The organism is Mucilaginibacter celer (genome assembly GCF_003576455.2).
Lineage (GTDB): Bacteria > Bacteroidota > Bacteroidia > Sphingobacteriales > Sphingobacteriaceae > Mucilaginibacter > Mucilaginibacter celer.
Genome location: NZ_CP032869.1, coordinates 3,789,277 through 3,813,495, shown reverse-complemented (window position 1 = coordinate 3,813,495; position 24,219 = coordinate 3,789,277). Strand labels below are relative to the sequence as shown.

Annotated in this window: 17 protein-coding genes; 15 read left to right on the top strand and 2 right to left on the bottom strand. The window is 43.4% G+C overall.

The window, feature by feature from the left end; translation table 11 throughout:
* Positions 1-443: 443 nt before the first annotated feature.
* The 14 genes from HYN43_RS15310 (at position 444) to HYN43_RS15250 (ending at position 22,068) form a co-directional block, all read left to right on the top strand.
* A complete protein-coding gene (locus HYN43_RS15310) occupies positions 444-1,622 on the top strand; it encodes a sensor histidine kinase (RefSeq protein WP_119410179.1) in 1,179 nt (392 codons plus the stop codon).
* A 1,214-nt stretch (positions 1,623-2,836) separates the two neighbouring features.
* On the top strand, positions 2,837-6,079 hold the full coding sequence (locus HYN43_RS15305) for a glycosyl hydrolase (protein ID WP_119410178.1): 3,243 nt from the start codon (positions 2,837-2,839) through the stop codon (positions 6,077-6,079).
* A gap of 229 nt (positions 6,080-6,308) precedes the next feature.
* Positions 6,309-8,072, top strand: coding sequence for an alpha-L-rhamnosidase-related protein (locus HYN43_RS15300; RefSeq protein WP_119410177.1), 1,764 nt, complete (start codon positions 6,309-6,311; stop codon positions 8,070-8,072).
* Between the two features lie 236 nt (positions 8,073-8,308).
* The gene (locus HYN43_RS15295) at positions 8,309-9,196 is read left to right on the top strand and encodes a diacylglycerol/lipid kinase family protein (protein ID WP_119410176.1); all 888 of its coding nucleotides are present in this window, start codon (positions 8,309-8,311) and stop codon (positions 9,194-9,196) included.
* 1 nt (position 9,197) lies between these two features.
* Positions 9,198-9,749 carry a dual specificity protein phosphatase family protein gene (locus tag HYN43_RS15290; RefSeq protein WP_119410175.1) on the top strand — a complete coding sequence of 184 codons (552 nt, stop codon included), beginning with the start codon at positions 9,198-9,200 and terminating at the stop codon, positions 9,747-9,749.
* A 174-nt stretch (positions 9,750-9,923) separates the two neighbouring features.
* A complete protein-coding gene (locus HYN43_RS15285; protein WP_119410174.1) occupies positions 9,924-11,246 on the top strand; it encodes a TolC family protein in 1,323 nt (440 codons plus the stop codon).
* 11 nt (positions 11,247-11,257) lie between these two features.
* On the top strand, positions 11,258-12,319 hold the full coding sequence (locus HYN43_RS15280; RefSeq protein WP_119410173.1) for an HlyD family secretion protein: 1,062 nt from the start codon (positions 11,258-11,260) through the stop codon (positions 12,317-12,319).
* Positions 12,320-12,322: 3 nt separating this feature from the next.
* Entirely contained in the window at positions 12,323-13,840 is a 1,518-nt protein-coding gene (locus HYN43_RS15275; protein WP_119410172.1) for an efflux MFS transporter permease, read from the top strand.
* A gap of 207 nt (positions 13,841-14,047) precedes the next feature.
* The gene (locus HYN43_RS15270; protein WP_119410171.1) at positions 14,048-15,025 is read left to right on the top strand and encodes a helix-turn-helix domain-containing protein; all 978 of its coding nucleotides are present in this window, start codon (positions 14,048-14,050) and stop codon (positions 15,023-15,025) included.
* 185 nt (positions 15,026-15,210) lie between these two features.
* Positions 15,211-16,503 carry an NAD(P)/FAD-dependent oxidoreductase gene (locus HYN43_RS15265; RefSeq protein WP_119410170.1) on the top strand — a complete coding sequence of 431 codons (1,293 nt, stop codon included), beginning with the start codon at positions 15,211-15,213 and terminating at the stop codon, positions 16,501-16,503.
* Between the two features lie 306 nt (positions 16,504-16,809).
* A complete protein-coding gene (locus HYN43_RS15260) occupies positions 16,810-17,439 on the top strand; it encodes a hypothetical protein (protein WP_119410169.1) in 630 nt (209 codons plus the stop codon).
* A 5-nt stretch (positions 17,440-17,444) separates the two neighbouring features.
* Positions 17,445-18,545: a hypothetical protein gene (locus tag HYN43_RS15255; protein ID WP_119410168.1), complete on the top strand. Its 1,101-nt coding sequence runs from the start codon at positions 17,445-17,447 to the stop codon at positions 18,543-18,545.
* An 11-nt stretch (positions 18,546-18,556) separates the two neighbouring features.
* Positions 18,557-18,724 (top strand): hypothetical protein, encoded by a 168-nt coding sequence (locus HYN43_RS30410; RefSeq protein WP_162996502.1) that lies wholly within the window; start codon positions 18,557-18,559, stop codon positions 18,722-18,724.
* A gap of 362 nt (positions 18,725-19,086) precedes the next feature.
* Positions 19,087-22,068 carry a lantibiotic dehydratase gene (locus HYN43_RS15250; RefSeq protein WP_119410167.1) on the top strand — a complete coding sequence of 994 codons (2,982 nt, stop codon included), beginning with the start codon at positions 19,087-19,089 and terminating at the stop codon, positions 22,066-22,068.
* Here the strand turns inward: HYN43_RS15250 and HYN43_RS15245 are convergent, their stop codons facing one another.
* Entirely contained in the window at positions 22,069-22,797 is a 729-nt protein-coding gene (locus HYN43_RS15245) for a LytR/AlgR family response regulator transcription factor (RefSeq protein WP_119410166.1), read from the bottom strand.
* Positions 22,784-23,851, bottom strand: a complete 1,068-nt coding sequence (locus HYN43_RS15240; RefSeq protein WP_119410165.1) for a sensor histidine kinase — start codon at positions 23,849-23,851, stop codon at positions 22,784-22,786. Before HYN43_RS15240 ends, HYN43_RS15245 begins: the two co-directional genes overlap by 14 nt.
* Before the next feature lie 165 nt (positions 23,852-24,016).
* Here HYN43_RS15240 and HYN43_RS30405 point away from each other — a divergent pair, with 165 nt between their 5' ends.
* Entirely contained in the window at positions 24,017-24,190 is a 174-nt protein-coding gene (locus tag HYN43_RS30405; RefSeq protein ID WP_162996501.1) for a hypothetical protein, read from the top strand.
* Positions 24,191-24,219 lie beyond the last annotated feature (29 nt).

Genomic DNA, 24,219 nt, shown 5'->3' with positions numbered 1-24,219 from the left:
GTCATCCTGAGGAACGAAGGATCTTCTTCGCCACGCATGGCGGCTATGCAAATTGTAGAAGATGCTTCGTTCCTACCCATGACATGTTTAAAAAAGGTTGTCATCCTGAGGAACGAAGGATCTTCTCCGACAAGCTTGGCCGCTATATAGGGCGGAGAAGATGCTTCGTTCCTCAGCATGACAAACCGGCTAATGCCATACCTCCTTCAGAGATGATAGCTTTTACTTCCTCATCTATCACAACATGTTTTTAAACATGGATAGGTTAATAACCTTCAGCCATTTCCAACCACGGCTTACTCATCGCTAAACCCGCGACAGGAGGAGAAAAATCCTTCCCAATAAATGTTAATCCCCTTCACCGACAGTTTTTGCCCGTTCAACGAATACCCGCCGTCAACCCTGGGCAATCGCCTTAGTTTTATCATAACAAAACTAAACTCATGGCAACAACCCTTACCTCACAGCAATTTGTAAAAGCCGGTACTCAATTTCCTTTAACTGGTAATGCCGATGGCTATAGCCGCCCTGTTTTGCCGGGCAATGTGCTAAACCCTTATGCTTTTTTGGTGGATATTTCGGAGCGGGCGCACACCCGCGAAATGGCTATCACCAATGTGCTGGCTACCGCAGGCATAGGGATGTGGAGTTACGGCGTGTACAGCAAAAAGTTTCACCTGTGCCCGGTTGCCAGTGGATTTTTAGGGATGAAAGGCAGCAGCACTTTCGGTATAGGTTTATTAATGCAGAAACTGGTGGAGTGGAATCAGAAACACGTAATGGAAGCCGCCAAAACAGCCTGCTGTACCCAGCAGGATTTTGAAACCGAACTGCAAATTAACACGCAAGGTTGCGACAGCCGCTGGCTTAAAATAACCGGTAAGCTTTATTGCAGCGACGGCCTGGCCATGAAAATGATGGGCACCCTAACCGATATTACCGCCGCCAAACAGGAAGAGTTACGTAAAAACGATTTGATGGCTTTTTTAAACCATGAGTTGCGCACGCCATTAAGCACCATCAAACTTTATATCCAGAATACTGCCCGCGTGGCCCGGATGGAAAACAACAAACCGCTTGAAGATAAAATGCTCCGGGCCGATCAGCAAACCGTGAGCATGACCCAGTTGATCAATAACTTTTTAACCCTCTCGCAGGTGCAGGGTGCCAAACTTACCCTGCATAAAAGCAGTTTTAACTTATGCGGATTGCTTGAAGCCGTAGCTGCCGATATGGTAGTACTTTATCCCGGTCGGAAGTTTAAAGTGAAACCATCAAAAGCCATTTGGGTAAATGCCGATTATGATAAGCTAACACAGGTACTTATAAATTATGTAAACAACGCCGTGAAGTTTTCGGCGGCAAAAAGTGTGGTTACCTTATCATGCGGGATGTTGAATGGCGAAGCTGTTGTTACAGTACAGGATAAAGGCCGGGGTATTAAACCCGAAGATCAGAAACTACTGTTTTGCCGTTATTCGCGTATCGGACAAAAAAACACAAAGGGCTATGGTTTGGGTTTGTACCTCTCCCGTGAGATTGTTGAAAGCCACGGGGGAGAAGTTGGTTGTGAGAGCGAATATGGTAAGGGTTCGGTTTTTTATTTCAGGTTGCCTTTGTAGGGTTTTATTCTCGGAGACGCAAGGTTGTTGTATGCATGTTGGAGGTTTTTAGGCACGCAAAGGCGCGAAGGCGCAAAGAATTTTTGTGGATGGTTTGAGAGTTTAAGATCGCAAAGTTGGCAAAGTCGCAAAGGTTTTTAGGCACGCAAAGTCGCGGAGGCGCAAAGAATTTTTGTGAATGGTTTGAGAGTTTAAGGGTGCAAAGTCGCAGAGGTTTTAGGCACGCAAAAGCGCGAAGGCGCAAAGAATTTTTGTGGATGGTTTGAGAGTTTAAGATCGCAAAGTTGGCAAAGTCGCAAAGGTTTTTAGGCACGCAAAGTCGCGGAGGCGCAAAGAATTTTTGTGAATGGTTTGAGAGTTTAAGGGTGCAAAGTCGCAGAGGTTTTAGGCACGCAAAGGCGCGAAGACGCAAAGAATTTTTATGCATTGTTTGAGAGTTTAAGGGCGCAAAGGGAGGCAAATTCGCAAAGGTTTTTAGGCACGCAAAAGCGCGAATGCGCAAAGAATTTTTATGAATGGTTTGAGAGTTTAAGGGTGCAAAGTCGTAGAGGTTTTAGGCACGCAAAGGCGCGAAGGCGCAAAGAATTTTTGTGGATGGTTTGAGAGTTTAAGATCGCAAAGTTGGCAAAGTCGCAAAGGTTTTTAGGCACGCAAAGTCGCGGAGGCGCAAAGAATTTTTGTGAATGGTTTGAGAGTTTAAGGGTGCAAAGTCGCAGAGGTTTTAGGCACGCAAAGGCGCGAAGACGCAAAGAATTTTTATGCATTGTTTGAGAGTTTAAGGGCGCAAAGGGAGGCAAAGTCGCAAAGGGAGGTTAGCTAAAAAAAACGAAAACAAAAAGCGCGGTGGCCTGACAGAAAAGCGGGCCGGGCGTATGGCCTGTGGGGGGAAGCTTTTTTCTGTCTTGGGTTTTTGGTTACTTTTGGGCCAAGCCAAAAGTAACAGCCTCCGCGGCAAATGAGCGGCCAATGTTAGTATAATTGGATACAGCTTTTATAAACCTCAATGCCGTTTCAAAGGATTTAGAACGGCTCAACTTATTTACCTCCCGCTAATATCCTATATCATTAAGGCAAGATAGTACAGGATGCCGGTTTGTATCAAAAAACATAGTATTGTTTTAATTATAAACTTAGCAAAAGAATTTAATGAAAATCGTCGTTCCTCGCAATAACGGAATTTGTTAATCACCTTTAATTGAAAGCACGCTATCCTGATGCAAACTATCTACAAAAAGCTTTTTACCATTTTCCTAACCTGCGGCGCAACCTGTTTAATGCAGCAGGCATCCGCCCAAATCAAACCCTTAAAACAGGATAAATTATACAGCGGCTTCAAAACCGTGCCCGACTCTGTACAAACCAGCGTGTACTGGTACTGGATTTCGGGCAATATTTCGAAAGAAGGCGTAGTGAAAGATCTTGAATCGATGAAAAAAGTGGGTATTAACCGGGCTTTCATCGGTAATATTGGTTTGGATGATATCCCTTACGGTAAGGTGAAAATGTTTACACCCGAGTGGTGGGATATTTTGCACGCAGCGCTTAAAACTGCTACCAAACTTAAAATAGATATCGGTATTTTCAACAGCCCCGGCTGGAGCCAGTCGGGAGGACCGTGGGTAAAACCGGAGCAGGCCATGCGGTACCTGGCTTCATCAGCTTTAACCGTAAAAGGCCCGCTTAAGGTCGATCAAAAATTAACGCAACCACATAAACAGTTTCAGGATGTAAGGGTAATTGCTTTCCCTGCACCGGTGGCCTATGGCGAAGCGATGAAAAGCTCGTTTATTAGCGCTGTTCCGGTTAATACGCATGTAAGCAACCTGGTGGACGGCGATGAAAGCACAGTTTATACCATCCCTAACGATCCTAAACCATCGGTAACTATTGATGCTGCTTCAGCTTACACAGCGCGCAGTTTTGTTTTTTACCCGGCACATAAAGCCCTGCGTTTTGAGGGCGACATACAGGCGCGGGATGCATCGGGCACTTACCAAACTGTTAAGCATTTTGTGGTGGATAGGAGCAATGATAACCTTAACGTTGGTTTCAGTCCTTACTCGCCTGCCGCGGTATCCATACCTGCTACCACAAGCAACAGCTTCAGGATTGTTTTTAACAACGGATCGCAAGGCAGCGATATCGCGGAGCTAAAAATATCGGCCTCGCCCAATGTAGAAAACTATGCCGAAAAATCGCTGGCTAAAATGTATCAAACCCCGTTGCCTTACTGGAAAGAGTACCAATGGCAGCCGCAGCCCGTGGTTGATGATAAACAATATGTTATCGATCCTCAAAAAGTTATCGATATATCTAACCACATGCAACCTGATGGTACGCTGAAATGGGATGTACCAGCCGGCAACTGGATTATTATGCGCACCGGCATGACACCTACACAGGTTACCAATGCCCCCGCACCGCCCGAAGGCCGCGGACTGGAAGTAGATAAAATGAGCAAAAAACATATCGCCGCGCATTTTGACGCTTTTTTGGGGCAGATCATCAAACGGATCCCGGCGGCTGATCGCAAAAGTTTTAAAGTAACTGTTGAGGACAGCTACGAAACCGGCAGCCAGAACTTTACGGATGATATGCTGAAAAATTTTAAAGCTAAATACGGTTACGATGCCCTGCCATACCTGCCCGTGCTAAGTGGCAGCGTAGTTGGCAGCCAGGATCAAAGCGACAGGTTTTTGTGGGATCTGCGCCGTTTTGTAGCCGATAAGGTAGCTTACGATTATGTGGGGGGATTAAGGGACGTTAGCCATAAAAACGGCTTAACCACCTGGCTGGAAAACTATGGGCACTGGGGTTTCCCGGGCGAGTTTTTGCAGTATGGGGGGCAGTCGGATGAGATTGGGGGCGAGTTTTGGAGCGAGGGCGATTTGGGGAATATCGAAAACAGGGCAGCCTCGTCATCAGCACATATTTATGGTAAAACAAAGGTTTCGGCCGAGTCATTTACCTGTGCCGGCGGCTCCTTTACCCGCTACCCGGCCATGATGAAACAACGCGGCGACCGCTTTTTTACCGAGGGTATTAACAATACCTTGCTGCACGTATTTATCTCACAGCTTGCCGATAATAGGGTGCCGGGCAACAACGCCTGGTTCTCGAACGAGTTTAACCGCAACAATACCTGGTTTTATGATATGGACCTGTTTTTGGCCTATATCAAACGCTGTAATTATATGTTGAGGCAGGGCAACTATGTAGCCGATGTAGCTTATTTTATTGGGGAAGATGCCCCAAAAATGACCGGCGTACGTGACCCTGAATTGCCTCCCGGCTATTCGTTTGATTATATCAATGCCGAGGTGCTGAACAACAGGGCTAAAGTTGTAAACGGCAGGCTGGTATTGCCCGGCGGTATGAGCTATAAAGTATTGGTGCTGCCCAAATTGAAAACCATGCGGCCGCAGCTTTTAAAAACCATTACCAAACTGGCGAATGATGGTTTAACAGTATTAGGCCCGAAACCCGAGCGCTCGCCAAGTTTGGAAAATTATGGTGCTGCGGACGCGGAGATCAAAAAAATGTCGGCTGCTTTATGGGCTGATATCGACAGCACAACGGTTAAAACAAATCGGTACGGTAAAGGATTGGTGATTAGCGGTATGGACCTGCAACAAACGCTTGATTTGGTGAAGGTAAAGCCCGATTGTAAATTTAATACCGTAGGCCAGGCTTTGTTTATTCATCGTAAACTAAGCGATGGCGAGATGTATTTTGTTTCCAACCAAACGGGGCAGCATATAGATATCAATGCCGCTTTCAGGGTGCAGGGCAAAACCCCCGAATTATGGGATGCCACAACAGGCCAAAACCGCGACCTGCCCCAATTTAAACAGCAGGACGGTGTAACCACGCTGCCGCTTAAACTGGATGCCTATCAAAGCGCGTTTGTAATTTTTAGAAAGCCTGCCGGTGCGAAAGGCGGAACGCGTGAAAACTTTCCGGATCAGAAAGTGATAGCGGAGTTGAACACCCCATGGTCGGTTACTTTTGATGCGAAAAGATGGGGCCCGGCCAAACCGGTTATATTTGATAAATTGGTTGATTGGACACTGAGGGCCGAGGATAGTATCAAATACTATTCGGGCGCGGCGGTTTATCATAACGCTTTTAATATTGCCGGGGTAGAAAAGGGCAAACACTTTTTGCTTGATTTGGGCGATGTAAAAGCCATGGCCCGCGTAAAGGTAAATGGTATTGCTGTTGGAGGCGTGTGGACGGCTCCTTATCAACTGGATATAACCGCAGCTTTAAAAACCGGCGTTAATACAGTTGATATTGAAGTAGTAAATACCTGGGTAAACCGCTTAATTGGTGATAGTAAATTACCGGTTAATGAGCGCCATACCTGGACAAATGTTAACCCTTATAAGCCCGACAGCAAGTTGGAAGCTTCGGGATTGACAGGGCCGGTGGTGATTAAAGAGATGGTTTATTAATATATAGAATTACACAAAACTGGTTGAAGTTTAGCGACAGCGTAACTTCGACCTAAACTGTTGGAAGCATTCTGCTTCCGTTGCCCAACATCGTTTACTATTGAATTTAGAAAAAACTAAAGCAAAATATTATAAAGTTAAGCTGAAAGCTTAACACAGTTTAGGTCGAAGTTACGCTGTCGCTAAACTTCAACCAGATGCATATTTACTTTAGCTTAGTATCGTTTACATGAAAAAATTATTATCTGTTCTTTCGTTAGCCCTCGCCGGTTTTATAACCCAGGCCCAACAACTCCCCCAGGTTTTTGATGCCAAACGATCTGCCGAAGCACAATCAACCGAAACCGTACGGAAATACCTTTCTCCTGTGCGTATCCTTTGGAAATCCACAGATGAAAAAACTAATATTCTAAATGCCGAAAAACTGCTGAAGCAAGGCACCGGGCAGGCCGATCTTTCCGGAAATGATCTCTGCATTTTGCAAAGCAATGATAAAGGGATACCCGGCCTGTTATTGGATTTTGGTAAGGAGCTACATGGCGGGTTACAACTGGTAACCGACCAATCGCGCGGCGGTAAACCCGTACGGGTGCGCATCCGTTTTGGTGAATCGGCAAGCGAGGCGATGTCAAACATCGATACCATTAAGGGAGCAACTAATGATCATGCCATGCGCGATATGATTGTATCCTTACCCTGGTTGGGCAAGCTGGAAATTGGCAACACAGGCTTCCGCTTTGTGCGGATTGATTTGGTTGACTATAACAGCCAACTGAAACTGAAAGAAGCGAGGGCGATTTTTATTTACCGCGATATCCCGTACTTAGGCTCGTTTAAATGCAGCGATACCCTGCTTAATAAAATCTGGCTTACCGGTGCCTACACCGTACACCTCAACATGCAGGATTACCTTTGGGACGGCATCAAACGCGACCGCCTGGTGTGGGTTGGCGATATGCACCCCGAAACCTCAACTATCGCAGCGGTATTCGGCAGCAACCCGGTGGTGCCCAAAAGCCTCGACCTTGCCCGCGATATCACCCCGCTGCCAGGCTACATGAACGGCATGGTATCCTACTCCATGTGGTGGATACTCATTCAACGAGACTGGTACATGCACACCGGCGATTTGAAATATCTCCAGCAACAAAAAAACTACCTCATCAAATTATTAAACCAGTACGCGGCACAGGTAGATGCTAACGGCAGCGAAAAGCTGGATGGCGCAGGCCGGTTTTTAGATTGGCCATCGAGCGAAAATCAACCCGCTATCCACGCCGGGCTACAGGCCATGCTGGTGATGACGCTGAATGCCGGATCAGAACTCTGCAAAATTTTAAATGATCCGGCCACAGCCCAAAAATGCGATGCCGCCGTTGCAAGGCTTAAAACCAATGTGCCCGATGCCAATAATTCAAAGCAGGCTGCCGCTTTATTAGGTTTATCGGGATTGCTCCCAGCACAAAAAGCTAACAACATTCTCTCGGCTGGTGGCGTACACAATTACTCTACATTTTTTGGATACTATATGCTATTGGCCAAAGCCAAAGCAGGCGACTACCAGGGCGGTATTGATGCTATCCGCAATTTCTGGGGACCAATGCTTGATTTAGGCGCCACCACCTTTTGGGAAGATTTCAATGTCGATTGGCTACCCAACGCCTCACGCATTGATGAACTGGTACCCAATGGTAAAAAAGATATCCACGGCGATTATGGCGCTTATTGTTATAAAGGTTTCAGGCACAGCCTGTCGCACGGCTGGGCATCAGGCCCAACTCCCTGGCTAACCGAGTATGTGCTTGGTGTAAAGGTAATGGCTCCTGGTTGCAAGGTAATCAAAATTGAACCCCATTTAGGCGATTTGAGTTTTGCCGAAGGTACTTATCCAACACCCTTAGGTGTGGTAAAAATAAAACATGTTAAACAGGCGGATGGTAAAGTGAAAACCATTGTGAATGCACCGGCAGGAGTAAAGGTGATAGTTGTCTAATCCCCAAGTTTTGTCTGAACCCGAATTTTGGGGAATTAAGTAATTGACAGAATGCTATAAAAATCAGAAAGCTAAGCAAATTCTATAAATTCTAATAATTCCCCCAAATTCGGGTTCAGACAAATAGCATCCTGAAAATTCTAAAATCCTGTAAATTCTGATTCAGACAATTCTATTCACACAAGCAAAACCATCACCACCCGGCGTCTGTTAACCCATAGCATAACAGCCTGCAAATGAAATTTAAACATATCCACTTTATTGTTAATCCGGCCTCGGGGAAAGAAGAACCGGTACTGTCTTATATCAACAAAGTACTTGATGACAGCGGCATTAACTGGGAACTCAGCATCACCAAAAAACATATAAGCGCGGCTGATATTGCCCGCAAACTTATCGGCAAAACAGAATTGATAGCGGTATACGGCGGCGACGGCTGTGTTACCGAGGTTGCTTCGGCTTTGCAGGGCAGCGGCACCCCAATGGCCATTATTCCCGGCGGTACGGCCAATGTGATGGCTAAGGAGTTGGGTATCCCGCAGGAAACCCTTTTAGCGCTCGAAGTTTTAAAAAGCAACGGGGCCATGCTTAAACTTGTTGATATGGGCCTGATGAACGGTAAGCCGTTTTTATTGCGGGTTAACCTTGGCATTATGGCCGACATGGTTTTACAGGCCGACCGGGAATTAAAGGATGAGATCGGGCAGCTGGCATATGGCATTACCGCTTTAAAAACCATCAATAATGCCGAACCTGTTAAATACCGGTTGGAAATTGACGGAGAGGTGTTTGAGGAGCAGGCGGTTTCGATAACCGTAACCAATTCGGGCAATATGGGTATCGGCGATTTTGCACTTCAGCCGGGTATCAGTATTACCGATGGTTTGCTGGATGTTATTTTGTTGAGGGATAACAGCTTTATGTCGTTAATGAAGGCCGCCGGAAGCGCCCTGTTGCAAAATAAAACCGATGCCGTACAGCACTGGCAATGCAAAAAAGTGGCAATTGATTCACTTACCGAACAAAAATTTATCTGCGACGATTTTGAACAGCAGGCAAAACGGATTGAGATTGAAGTGATCCCTGCCTCCATAAACATATTGGTACCTCCTGATAAAAATTGATATGATCGGCAAAATAAAAAGTATCATCACGCTCATAATTATCTTTTTCCAGAAGATATATGATAACATCTACCGTTTTTTTGCGGGGATGCCAACCCTTAAACGGAGCCGGATTACGGCCAACCTATTTTTAGGCAGCCAGTACAATTTGCTGGGTTTGCGTAAAATGAAAGCGCTCGGTATTACAGCCATCATCAATATGCGCATGCATTCGGTATACAGCGAGGCACAATACCAGGGTTTTCACTACCTGCATTTGCCCACGGTGGATAATACCCCGCCACCAATGGATGTATTGATTAAAGGTGCCGATTTTGCCGATGCCGAGATAAAAGCAGGTGGTAAGGTATACATTCATTGCAGGCAGGGCCTGGGCCGGGGGCCAACCATGACCCTGGCTTATCTTCTTAAAACCGGGTTAACCTTTCAGGATGCTTTTAATTTGGTAAAAAAAGTGCGCACGTTTATCAATCCCCGCCCCGGCCAAATTGAGCGGCTTAAAGAGTTGGAACAGTACTATCAAAAAAACATACAGGAGCAAACTATGGTGTAGTCGATTGCTATTGGACTATTCGTGGCTTAACCAGATTTTTTAACGCCTTGGTTTGCTTTGATTTTAAAAGAGTTTGAGTGGATTTTAAAAGGCGAGGCCTTTTTTTAACGGCTAAGTTTGTAATGCAAATGCTGCTTAACAGGTATTAAACAGTATGGCATTATAATTTACCAGATGAAGAACAGGTACAAGGCAATTGTATTTATTTACGCGCTGTTTAATTGTTGTTACCTGCACGCACAGGATACCCTTACCCGCAAAGTACTTACCATGAAGGAGGTGTTTGCGCTTGCCCTCAATAACAGTGTACAGCTTAAGGTGGTGCAAAAATACACCGAACTTGCCCGGCAAAAAACAGAAATTGATAAGCTGTATAAATTGCCCGGTATTACCAGCAGTTTAAACTACGGCTATATCAGCAATGCCGATATCTGGACACCGAGTTTTTCCGAACATCAAAAAGGTCACATACCACACCAGTTTACCCAACTCACGGTGCAGGCTGCCGAGGCTATTTTTAGGGGAGGGGAGATCAATAACAGCATTCGCAAATCAACCCTCGAAGAGCAGGTGGCTGTTTTATCTTTAGAAAAAAGCACCCAGGATATTAAATTCCTGGTAGTGGCCCAGTACCTGGATATTTACCGGGCTATGAATTTAAAGCAGGTGTTCATCAACAACGCCAAACTGGCCGAAAACAGGTTGAAAAATATCCTGGTGATGAAAAAGCAGGGTATGGTAACCCAGAATGATGTGTTACGCACCCAGATCACCCTTTCAGATCTGCAGCTGGCTATCCGCAAAACGGATAATAATATCGCCATCCTCAACAAACAGCTTAACATAGTAACCGGACAACCAGACGAGGCCCGGCTGATACCAGACAGCACCCTGCTTAACGACCAGCAAACCACTCAAACGGTTGAATTTTTTACTGAAGAGGCCTACAAAGAAAATCACGAGCTTAAAATAGCCGCTACAGAAAATACCATTGCCGAAACCAACATTAAACTGTTTGGTGCCGACCGCTACCCCGAAATTGCCGTATTTACCGGCAGCAGCCTGCAGCGGCCTTTTCTCAACAGTATCCCATCTATTGATATTTTTTATAATGTGTGGCAGGCCGGTATCGGCATAAAATATAATATCTCATCAATTTACCAGTCGCCCCGTAAGCTTAAACTGGGCAAAATTCAATTGGAGCAATCAAAGCAGAAAGAGTTGTTGCAGCGGCAAAATGTAGGTGTTGAGGTAAGCTCGCGCTATATCAAATACAATGAAGCTATCGACGAACTGGCTACCCTGAAGAGCGACCAACAATCGGCCGAAGAGAATTACCGTATTGTAGAGAAGAAATACTTTAACCAACTGGCCCTGCTTACCGATTTGATTGATGCTACCAGCACTAAAATAGAAGCGGAAACTAAAGTAGTTAACGCCCGGATTAATATTGTTTACACCTATTACCAGCTCCTTAAAGCGGTAGGTACCCTCTAACATAAATAGCCATGAGCGATCAAAATATCCCCGAAAAAAATAAAAACCGTAAGCTGCTGATCATGCTGTTAAACAGCCTGCTTATAGTTTGCGTTATTGCTGCCATTGTTTGGGGCATCTCCACTTATTTTAATTTAGATAAGGATGCCTACACCAATGATGCCCAGGTTGAAGAATATATAAACCCGGTTAACGTACGCATTCCCGGTTATATTAAACAGGTGAGGTTTGAGGAGCATCAGCAGGTAAAAAAAGGCGATACCCTGGTATTGATTGATGACAGGGAGTATAAAATTCAACTCGAGCAAGCCGAGGCTGCTTATCTTGCTGCGTTAGCCACAAAAAATGTAACATCATCATCGGTAAATACGGTGCACAGCAACATCAGCATAACCGATGCCAACATCAAAGCTTCGGAGGCGCGACTGTGGAATGCTAAACAAAACTATAACCGCTACGCAAATTTGCTAAAGGAAGGTGCCGCCACCCAACAACAGTTTGACCAGGTAAAAACCGAATATGATGCCTTGCTGGCCCAGAATACAGCCCTTAAACGCCAGCTTAACACCACCAACCTTTCAACCAGCGAAACTTCAAAAAGGATAGATATTAACGATGCCGAAATTAAGCGCACCCACGCTTTGGTTGATATGGCTAAACTCAATTTATCATATACCGTTATTACTGCGCCTTATGATGGGGTAACCGGCAGGCGCAATGTACAGGAGGGCCAGTTGGTTCAGGCCGGGCAAAATCTGCTATCATTTGTACGCAACGGCAATAAATGGGTGGTTGCCAATTATAAGGAAACGCAGATCGGCAAAATCCACATCGGATCAAAAGTTAAGCTGAAGATTGACGGTCTGGGCGATGAGGAAATGGAGGGTAGGGTGGTGGCTATTTCGGGGGCAACAGGTTCGCGGTATTCGGCGGTACCGGTTGATAACTCTACCGGTAACTTTGTAAAAGTTCAGCAGCGTATCCCCGTTAAAATTGAATTGTTGCCAGCAAACTCCCGTAAATTGAACCAACTGATAGCCGGGATGAATGTTGAAGTACGCCTGGCCAATTAATATATGGAACTATATGATCTTTTTTATAAATGGGTGCCGGTTTACATAAAGCTGCCGGTATTGTTTATACTGATATTTGGCATATTGGTTTGCAACGGCATTTTTTTAGGCAATACCAACGATATTTTCAGCGATCTGGGTGTATATACCGAGCCTTATACCCAGGCCTACAATGCCATGTACATAGGCATGGGCATTGGGTTGATAGCGCACGTACGGCTCAAGATGCGTTTTAGCAACAAACAATTGCTGATGACCGGTTTGCTGTGCATGCTGCTCATGAACGTGATATGTGCAACCACCAGCAATACGCTGCTAACTATAGCCGCCTGCCTGGTGCTTGGTTTTACCAAAATATGGGCCTTGGTTGAGGTATATGTAATATGGCTGATGGTATGGAGTAAAAAGTTTGATACCAGCAGGCTTTACCCCTTTGTGTACTTTACGGCGCTGGGCGGCCTCTACCTCATGACCTGGTTTAACACCCAACTCACCTACCGGTACAACTGGCGCTACTCATACATAGCGGTGATTATCCTGCTGCTGGTTTGCATTTTACTGGCCATTATTTTTGTTGAAAATCATCCGCTAAAGCGTAAAGTACCTTTGTATCAGTTTGATTATATCGGCATTATCCTGCTGGCTTCATCCATGATGCTGCTTGATTATGCTATCGTTAACGGTAAGGTGGAAGATTGGTGGGCATCCAATAAAATAGTTGCCGCTTTTTGGGGCTCTGTTTTTACTTTTCTGTTGTTTATGCGCAGGGAGTTAACCATTAAACACCCGTTTTTTGATTTTGCGCTTTTTAAAAGAGGTAAGTTCAGGTCGGGTTTATTGTATTTTATTTTTTTGGGGATAGTGCTTCCGGGTACTTTGCAATCCACATTTACGGCGGGTATTTTACATTACGAGTCGATACGCAATGTTGAGCTTAACCTATACCTCATCCCCGGTATATTAGCGGGGTGTATGCTGTGCTTTTTTTGGTATTACAATGGCTTCGATCCCGAAATTTTGATTTTCGGCGGTTTTTTATGCTTTGTTGTTTACCATATTATCATGTACAACAGTTTTGCAAACGATTTTAATATCAATGATTTCTGGCTGCCTTTAACCATTAAAGGTTTTGGTACGGCGTTGCTTTATGTGGCTATTGGTTTGCATACAACCCGCGGCTTGCCTATTGCCGGTGCAATGGGCGCGGCAGGAGCTATGATTGTGGTAAGGTCGTTTTTGGGGAGTGGCATTTTTGCGGCTCTGTATGGATACTTTGTGTACGATGAACGGGTAAAACATTTCGATTACCTGGCAGGGCAGTTAGATGCCGGGAACCACATTGTTGCTATGGGCGGAGCGGCTACCTCATACCGGGCCCTACAGCAGCAGGCTACGCTGGCGGCAGCAAAACAATTATCCGGCTGGATCATCATAGCAGGCATCATTATCATGGCCATTGTACTCACCAAATATATTTTTATCAAGCTCAAAAACAAGGCAGATGCACAGGTTATCGGCTAAGCAATGGTTACCTCATCCTTTTTCACGAAATATCATACCTGTTAAAAGTATTTTGCGGAATATCGTTTCTGTAATTGTTAAGTTTAATATAAGTATCTTTAAATCAGTTGTTTGATTTTATGGCATGCCTGTTGTATTTAGGCGTATGCCGCCGGTATGTTGTTCCTTGCCTGGCTACAACCATCAATCTGATCAACACCCCTTATTATGGAAATGAAACTTGTACAATCTGATATTGAAGATGATCTGCTGATTTTGCGCAAGTATCACCAGATTTATACAAAATACCGCGATGAAGGCATCATCGATCTCGACAGGCGCCTGCGGCATAAATTTGATTTCCATATTTATCGCCTCGAGGAAGTAATCCCGCTAATTAACGGTGATGTGCCGCCAACACGGCAAACACCCTATTGGATGGTGCTGGTAAAACACGGGTCGGGCCAGAAATCTATCGGGCAATTTAATTTTCCTATTAAAGATAACACCCTTTTTGTAGTACCTAAACGGGTAATGCATTGGAGCAAATACTCATCGTTGGATTGTACCGGCTATGTGATGGTTTTCGGTATCGAATATTTTTTAAAAACTTCGTTCCCCAAACAATGCCTTGCAAACCGCAAGGTGCTTAAAACAGCCGACCGTCCGTACCTGCACCTGAGCGATAGCCAGGCAGACGCAATAGCCGCCACCTTCGAATCGATAATGAACGAGCATACCTTTAATTTGCCCGAAAAGCGCGAAATGATAGCGGTAAAGGTACTTGAACTACTTATTCAATGTGACAGGATGTTTGCCGAGGCGCAATTAATTGGTAGTGAAATTAAACTACACCCGCTTGTTGAACAATTTGCCGACTTGCTTGATGATAATTACCATATCCATCGTGATGTTCAGTTTTATGCCCAGGCGTTAAATGTTCACCCTAATTACCTTAGTCAGTTATTAAAAAAGCACAACGGCTTCAGTACCAAGGAAAGCATTGACAACCGGATCATCATCGAATCAAAATTATTGCTTTCCAATTCGGCGTTTATCATTAAAGAAATAGCCAACAGGGTGGGTTTCGAAGATCCCAATAATTTCTCAACGTTTTTTCAAAAACACACCGGTACTTCGCCCTTAGCATACCGGGCAGCACTGCTTAAATTTACCATGCCATGTAGTAATTCTGCAGTTTTATAAGTGGATAAACAGCCAAGCGCAGTTTATATTTAAGTGTGTAATAATTACACTAAGATTAAACAGTCCCGCGATTTTATCAGTAAATTTATATTATAAAATAAGGGCAAGTAAAGCCGTAAATTCTTCAATTCAAGCCTCAGTTCCTGCTTTACCGGCCGATATAACAATCACAAACATTCTATATCATGACGAGTATAACACCTAACAACGGTAAAAAAAAGATAGTGATAGTTGGGGGCGGTTTTGCCGGCCTTAACGTTGCGCAACAGTTGTATAACGACAGGCATTACGAGGTAACACTGGTTGATAAAAATAATTACAATTACTTTACCCCGCTGCTTTACCAGGTGGCAACAAGTTTTTTGGAGCCATCAAGCATCAGTTATCCATTCCGCAAACTTTTCAGGGATAAAAGGTTAAATTTCAGGATGGCCGGCGTTGTAAAAGTTGACCCGGCTGCAAAGATAGTTTACCTTACCAATGGTGAATTACCTTACGATTACCTGGTGTTTGCTGCCGGAGCAAGTACCAACTTTTATGGTATTGAAAGCATTAAACAAAATGCCATCTCGCTGAAAGAAATTGATGATGCTTTAAGAATGCGCAACGCTCTTATCAAAACAATGGAACAGGCCGCAATTACCACCGACCCTGAAGAGCGCCGCAAGCTTTTAACCATTGTGGTTGCCGGTGGCGGCCCCACAGGTGTTGAAGTGGCAGGGATGCTTGCCGAAATGAAAAAATTTATCCTGAAAAAGGATTATCCGGAATTGGTGGATGCCAAAGGCAAAATTTATATTGTTGATGGCGGTGCCAACCTGCTGGCCCCCATGAGCGATAAAACCCACAAGGAAACCCGCCAGGCTCTTATTGATTTGGGCGTGGAAGTTAAATTGAATGCCCATGTAAGCGATTTTAGCAATGGCGTGGTAACCTTTGCCGACGGCGAAAAACTGGAAGCCAAAACCCTGATCTGGGCCGCAGGCATTATTGCCAATACTTTTGAGGGAATCCCGGCCACAAGTTTAGGCGTTGGCCGGAGGATGATAACCGACGAGTTTAACCGGGTAAAGGACCTGGAAGATGTATATGCCATTGGCGATATCAGCGTGCAGATGACGGATCCGTTGTATCCTAAAGGCCACCCGCAACTGGCCCAGGTAGCCATACAAACCGGCCGTAACACCGCCAAAAACTTTAAAGCCATGGCCCGGGGCAAGGCGCTAAAACCATTCAAATATTTCGACAGGGGTGATATGGCCATAGTTGGCCGTCACAACGCCGTGGTTGATCTGTTTAAGCACAAGGTGCACTTAAGCGGCATAGCGGCCCTGTTTGTTTGGTTGTTTATCCACCTTATATCACTGGTAAATTATAACAACAAGGTAAAAACGCTGTACAACTGGATGGTAGCCTTTTTAACGCGCGACCAGGCTTTACGTATGATATTCGGCAAAGGAGAAAACAAAGCCGCCTGATAATCAGGTTTTTTTCATACTTCAGCAGGCTCTAGCTGCGGGCCTGCTGAAGTTTATCATTGTTTTTGTGGCCCCAATATCCTACCCTCGCCAAAGGCGGATCCTCCCTCCGTTCTGCACAAGTCTGTTTCGATCCGAAAAACGAACGTTTGTTTTTTATTGATGATTAACTTTTTTCGCCAATGTTAACATGGTACGATGCCAAGGTTAACTTTTTCTATATATGCAATATTTATTTATTTTTATTGTGTTGATTTTTAAATAATTATATTGCACTAATATAATACCTTCACCTTCATTTAAACCATGAAACCACACAAGCTGTTGCTACTTAGCGCCATGTTGCCTGTTTTAAGCCTGATGGGATGCCAGGTAGGTCGCGAGATCCACTATTTTAAACAGGGGCAAAATTATTATCGTATTACTATTCATGAAAACTCAATCGCCTCAAAATCGCGTTATTTAAGCGGTTTTTATGATGAAACAGCCTTAAATAAATACTTTGGCGAAATGAGCCAGCCCATTGAGAAAATAGACTCGAGCCAGAATGTGAGTTTTTTAAATTCTCAAAATGGCGAGGGCCTTCAAATTGACAGCAATAAGAAATTTGTGATGATCCTCTCAACAAACAGCAATGTAGTATCTGAACAGATTGGCGCCTTTGCTGAGAATGAACAGGTGCTTGAATCGATAGCCCGGTTATCAAATAAAAATAAAATAGAGGAGAGCAATAAGTTTGCCGCCGATATAACTACTATTTATAGCCGCAACAAAGCTGTGGCCAATTTGGGCGATCAGTTTATCAACACGCTTCCAAATGCTGCTGATACAACCAAAGTAAAAATGAACCTTGCTGTGTTTTTGCAGTATCTAAAAGATCAGGGTACGGCAAATACAGCAACTGCAGAAATACTTATTAAACGATTTCAAAAATAACCGGTATGAAAATTAATTTATTAGCAGTATCATGCCTGTTGGTGCTTTCGTCATGTTACTCGAGGCTTAAGGTACAGGTAGACTCATTTGATATGAAAAAGATGCATGAGTCGGCAGAGTATAAATCAGGCAACAGGCAGGAGGAGTTATTGAAGTATCAAACCATGATTCAATCAAATGCATTTGATGAATCGGGAAAACAAATTTTAACAAAAGTAAGATCGCTGCTCACCACATTTGCAGATAGCGGCAGATATCTCGACAGGTATATTAACCCTAAAATTGCGTTAATAAAACCCAAACTGGCAGAAAAAACACTTAATTATAAAACTGCTACTTTAGCTGTAAGCAATGCATTATCTGCTTTAATTAAATCAGACAACGAAAAAACACTCGATACATATACTACGGCATATGTTGATTTCCAGGTAGCAAAAACGGCATTTGAGCAATATAAAAATGAGTTGGCCCTTAATTTATTGCAGCCCAATCTCGATTCGCGTACAGTTTTAGATCAGTTAAACAGTTTACCTGCCGTAGCCACGCTCACTACCTTTGGCAACTCGATAGTGAATGATAACATGGCCTCATTTGTTGTCAAAGCGCCCGAAGAGTTTTGGTTAAAGTATAAAAGTAGTTTTTATACCAACGAGAAGGATCTGACAAAATCAATCCATAATTCGAGCATTAATGTTACCAAGGTTACCACCTTTATCGGTAACTCGGATATAGCGGTTAAGATGGATGGGCCGGGGAATTTTATTATTAAAGGAGTGCGTTTGGATGCTGATGAGGCTTTTCGCACCTCGTTTAAAGTATTGAACCAGGGTATTAAATACCTCACTTATGCTGCCGGTATTCCAACACCGGTAAAAGACGCTTCACCGGCTGTTAAAATTCCGGAGCTTGCAAGTTATGATCAAAATAAACTGAAAGCCGAAACGCTTAACACACAATATCAGCAGCTAACAGATTCATTTTTGAAAATAATAGACGCCTATAAAGCTGATTTATTATCGGGTAACGATGCAAAACGGCAAAATGCAATTATTACGTTAAAAAAGGCTTACACTTATTATAAATCACAATTACCAATTCAACCTTAACCTTTATAAATATGAGATATAATGTTGACGACACTGTAGTATTGAAAAATGACTACCTCGATTTAAAAAAAGGCACCGCCGGCGTAGTAGAAGCTGTTAATAATGGCCTGCAGAATTATTGGGTTTTGTTTGATGGCAAAACTCAGGCAATACTTACTGAAGACGACGATCTGGTATAGCCGAAACTGTAAATAAATCCCTTCGGGAACTCTTGTGATTTTATTATTAGTTAATAAAACTAAGCATGCCTGCGGGAGTTTTTTATTTGATATTGGCAAGTGCATAAAGAGCGCAGAACATAAATTGACGTTGTTGCAGTTTGTTTTTCGCTAACCATGCAGTAAACTAACAGTAGCCGGTACATTTTAGGTATCATTTCTTTATTAAATTGACCACAAAAAGGGCAAAGTCTCAATAAAGGCTTTGCCCTTTTTTATTATTCGGAAATATATATTAATTATATATTGTTTCTTTGACTGCTCAATAAAATAACACTAACTTAAGTTCGCTGTTTAAGCCCCCTAACCTTTCTGCTATACTGATGAAAGTTAATTTTATTAACGGTTTAATTTTACGTTCGGCAGCTTTATCATACCGGCAACGGCTTGATAAGGATACGCTGTTTACGCTTTGGCATAACCTGCTTATAAAAGAAGGCATTTACGTGGCCAGTAAATCGCTTTACCAGGAGCTGGAGTCTTTTTTTGATGGCGAGGAAAAAGCTCCTGCAAAGGAAGCTCAACTGGTGGCAAGCTTATATAAATATATGTCGCGCATGAGTAACAGGGCTACGCCTTTTGGCTTATTTGCTGGCTGCGCAGCTGTTAACTGGGGAACAGGCAATAATATTTCACTTACCGAAAAATACCGTAAGCATATAGTTCCCGATGCTATTGTAAGCTTTGCCCTCGCTAAACAAATTGAAGCTGCAAATAAACTTACGGCTGGTTATAAAATTAACAATACTATTTATAAAATAGGGCATGATATTCGTTTTATAACCTATCAAATTATTGATAATCAGCGTGTATATCAGGTTAGTGCGGTGGATGCAAATCCTGTGCTTGATAATATTATTGATAGTATAGGAGATAATATTTGGAATAAGCAGCAACTGCTTGATCGCTTTCCTGATTTTGATCGGGATGACCTGCTTGAGTTTATTAACGATTTAATAGACGGGCAATTGCTGAAACCGGCTTATGAACCCGTTATAGGGTGCGATTTCCCGCTGTTTATGCAAAAAACGGATGACACGGCCTTAAATAACACCATAAACCAACTGGTGGGTTTATTAACCGATGCCGACAACCACGTTGCGAAACCAGCCGGCTGGCTTTCATTTTACACACAGGTAGAGCAATTAACTAATAACATAACCGGTCGCGAACTTAAGGATCAGATCCACATCACCCGCTTTAATCAGCTTAATGGCAAAGTGATAAACAGCGCTTTACAGGCAAAGCTATCAAAAGGGATAAAACTACTTAATAACCTCAGTACACCAGGCTTAAACAAACGAATTGAGCAATTTAAAAACCGCTTCAGGAAACGTTATGAAGAGCAAAGCGTACCCTTGTTAGAGGCTTTTGATGCCGATACCGGGATTGAATACGGGCAATGGTACGAACACGAAACCTTGTTTACCGAAGGCCTTTACGCCGCTGCCGAGGCAAACGGACCACCGGTTGAATATGCCGAAATTGATTTTAAAATGCTGGCCATGCTAAATGAAGCAAAGGCGGGCGGCCGATACCACATTATTATCCCAGATAATTTTGTGAAGGAACGCGCTGCGGATAAGCTGCCGTTTTCCATGTGCGCCATTTTTCAGCTGTTTGAAAATGATGTTGTGTTTCTTGAGCGGGTTACCGGCCCCGGTGCGCTTAGTATGATAGCCCGCTTTGCCACCGGCGATGATGAGATTTATAAAACCGGCCTCGATATAGCAAAAAAAGAAGCCGAAAACAGTCCGGACGCCATGTTTGCAGAGGTAATTCACATGCCCGAAGAGCGGATATTGAATGTGATGTCGCACCCCCCGTTTTGGCTGCATGAATTGGCTTATATTGATGATCCTAAGGGTAAATCGGTTTTGCATCTTGATGATATCTATGTTAAGCTGGAGCAAAATGCATTCAGGCTGTTTTCAAAAAAACACCAGCGGGAGGTAATACCAAGGTTAAGCAGTGCCTATAACTATAACCGGTCGCAGCACCCCATTTATACTTTTTTGTGCGATATCCAGCACCAGTACAGCAACGGCAACTTATCATTTAACTGGGGCGCACTGGCCAAGGATTTTGTTTTTTTTCCGCGGGTTGAAACTACCTATGGGCTTATCTTACACCGCGCCACCTGGAAATTTACACCTGCCATCCTGAACGAACTTTGCCGTGCCGAAAAGCAATTACCAAAGTTTGGCGAATTACTTGCCGCTTTCCGGGAGCAATGGTTACTGCCGGATAAGTTTTTTATAGTAAAAGGGGATAATGAACTGTTGATTGACGTGAATAACGAAATTGGCCTGGCCGTACTGGCAAAAGAAATAGCTAAGCAAAGTGCTGTACTTATTTTATCAGAATGTATCCATCTGCAATACGAAAGCGTGGTTAAAGGCCCTGGCGATGATCCGTATGCTCATCAACTGGTGGCTCCTTTTTATTTTGAACGGCCGGTAAAGCCCGCTTACTATCAATACATCGAAAGCGGCTTACAGCGTAACTTTTTTCCGGGCAGCGAGTGGCTGTTTATTAAGCTGTATTTAAGCAGCAATATTGCCAATAATGTTTTGTTAAGGCTGAATGAACTGCTCGATCATTCGGGCACAGTAAGTATTAAACAGTGGTTTTTTATCAGGTATCATGATCCTGATAATCATATCAGGGTGCGGGTTAATTTATTTAAGGAGGATGATTTTCAGGATGTTTACCTGGCTATACGCGAGGTGCTTTCGCCGTTTTTAATAAGCGGGCAGGTACATGTTGTACAATTGGATACCTACGTACGCGAACTGGAGCGCTATGGGCACCAGATTGAACAGGCCGAGGGCCTTTTTTGTATCGAAACGTTGTTTTGCTGCAACGTGTTCCGCCTGCTCGAAACCAACAGGTACGATACTGAAGACTGGTTTTTAATATTCTGGCTTATTAAAGATTATCTTAACCTGATGAGCAACGACATTAATGCACAGATACGTTTTGTTGAAAAAGGACTGAGCTATTTTTTAACCGAATTTGATGATAAATCGGTCAAGATCCAGATCGATCAGCTTTTCAGAAAATACCACGGTAACCTCGATACACTGCTTTTGGCGTACGATAAACTGCTGCATCAAAAGCGTGAGCATATTGATCGGTTACTGCAGCAATACCATATTGACTGGAATGAACGCTTTTTAAGCAGCGTGATCCACATGGCGGTTAACCGTTATTTCAGCAACCGGCAGCGCCTGCACGAGTGTATTTTGTATGGGATAATGCTTAAATACCTCAAATCAGAAAAAGCGCGAAAGAAGCTCTGATTACTTAAACATCTTATTGTTTAACTGGGCAAAAAAGCTCTCGCGGTAGGTAACGCCGATGGGGATTTTTTCTTTGATCTTATCAAACATCACCATGTTGCCATCAATGGATTTTATCCTTTTAAGTGCAATGATGTACGATTTGTGTGTGCGGGCAAAATCCTGTTGTGGCAGATTATCTGCCAGGGTTTTCATACTCACGAGCGAGATATGGCGTTCGTGTTCGGTAAATACTGAGCAGTAGTTTTTAAGGCCCTCTATATAAATAATGTCGTTAAAATTGATGCGCACAATTTTACCGTGGTCTGTTTTCAGGTAAAACGAATCTGAATGATCGTTTACGGGTGTGGGCTTGTGGGTATCCAGCAGCAGCAGTTTGTCGAGCGCCTTTTGTGCAGCCTGCAAAAACCTGTCAAACGAGTATGGTTTCAGCAGGTAATCAAGCACATTGTTTTCAAAACCGGCCACAGCAAACTCGCTATAGCCCGACGTTATGACGATTTCGATATTTTTAGGCAACAGTTTAATCAGATCGATGCCTGATAGTTCGGGCATATTGATATCGAGGAATATCAGGTCGATAGAATTACTTTTTAAATATAGCAGGGCATCTATCGGGTTGGTAAAAGTTTGTTCGAGATTGATGAAAGGCACCTTCGAGATAAAATCGCTCAGGATATTGATGGCATATTGCTCATCCTCAACTATAATGCAATTAATTACTTTCATATTTTAAAGGCATGGTAAGTTTACATTCATAGCTGTTATGTGTTTCATTAATCAAAAGCTCAAAGTTTTGACCATATTCATCCGTTAACCTTTCCCTGATATAATTTAAGCCTATCCCGTTCGATTCCACCTTATTTAAACTGTTATTGCCTTTATAATTGAGCGAGTAAAAATACAGTTTTTCATCTTCAACATTAATACTTAAAGTGGCTTCCTTACTGCTTTGGTTAAATATACCGTGTTTAAACATGTTTTCAATCAGGGTTATTAAAACCAATGATACTATTTTATATGGCCTGGTAACTGTGCCGATATCAACTTTCATAAAAAAAGAAGGACTGCGGGAAGCATGAATCTTGATAAAATCTTTAATATACCCCAATTCGCTTTCAAGTGTGCTGAAGCCATCCTGGTTTTTAGTTAGGGCATGCCGCATAATGTTTGATAGGGCGATGATGGAATCGCCAACGTCGGGCAGTTTTTTATACGTTTCAGAATATAAAAAGCCAAGAGTATTAAACACAAAGTGCGGATTAATTTGCGATTTGATTACGTTTAACTCGGCCTGCAGCGCCTGTTTCTCCAGTTTTTCCTGTTGCTGCAGCAGTTCAATTTTTTCAAGCTGATGCTGGGCTGCTTCGCGTTCCTTTTGTAACAGTTGCTTAAAAAATCCGTAAGCGGCACCCATGGTGCCAAAATAAATAGCCCGTGTGCTTAGCGCAACAACCCGTTCGTTATTACCCGCAACCGAAAATGGCTGATGCAGGATGAGCATTACCAGGATCACCTTCAGATAGGCTGATATCACAATAAAAACGGCTATAACTATAACAGTTACTGCTATCCGTAGTGGTTTGTTTTTGATTTTTCGTCCAAAAAAGCGGTAGCAGGCCCAAAATCCATAAAAATCGGCAGCATTTACTATAAAAGCAAAAAAGCTGTTGAGCAGCGAGATATCCGAACCGCCGATATAGATGGCAAAGTTTTCATAAAACATGTAAACGGCCCAGAAAAGTAAATGCTGACCGGTGGTTTTTAGCTTCTTGTTATTCACTGTAAAATTCGTTTTGTCTTTTTTTTTCGTCCCACGCAAAAGCGGTTTTGGTCATCCGGAAAGGGGCATTGGTACTAATTTTTTCTTCCGCAAAGGCTTGTTACTCACATTTATACCATCACGGTTAAAAAATACTGATCCATAACCCTTTAAAAGTTTAAAATTATGAAAAATCACGACAAAGCCTCTTTACCAAAAATTCAAATTAAACAAGTGCAGGTGCTTAACAGGGTTTTAGGTAATAACATTAAAAATAGTAACGCAGCGGGCTATGCGGGCATGGCCGGTACAACCACTGTAGATACTTCGCAAACTACTACTACATCAGGTATCTTTTAATCAGTTCAGCGCCGGTATACCAGCGCTTA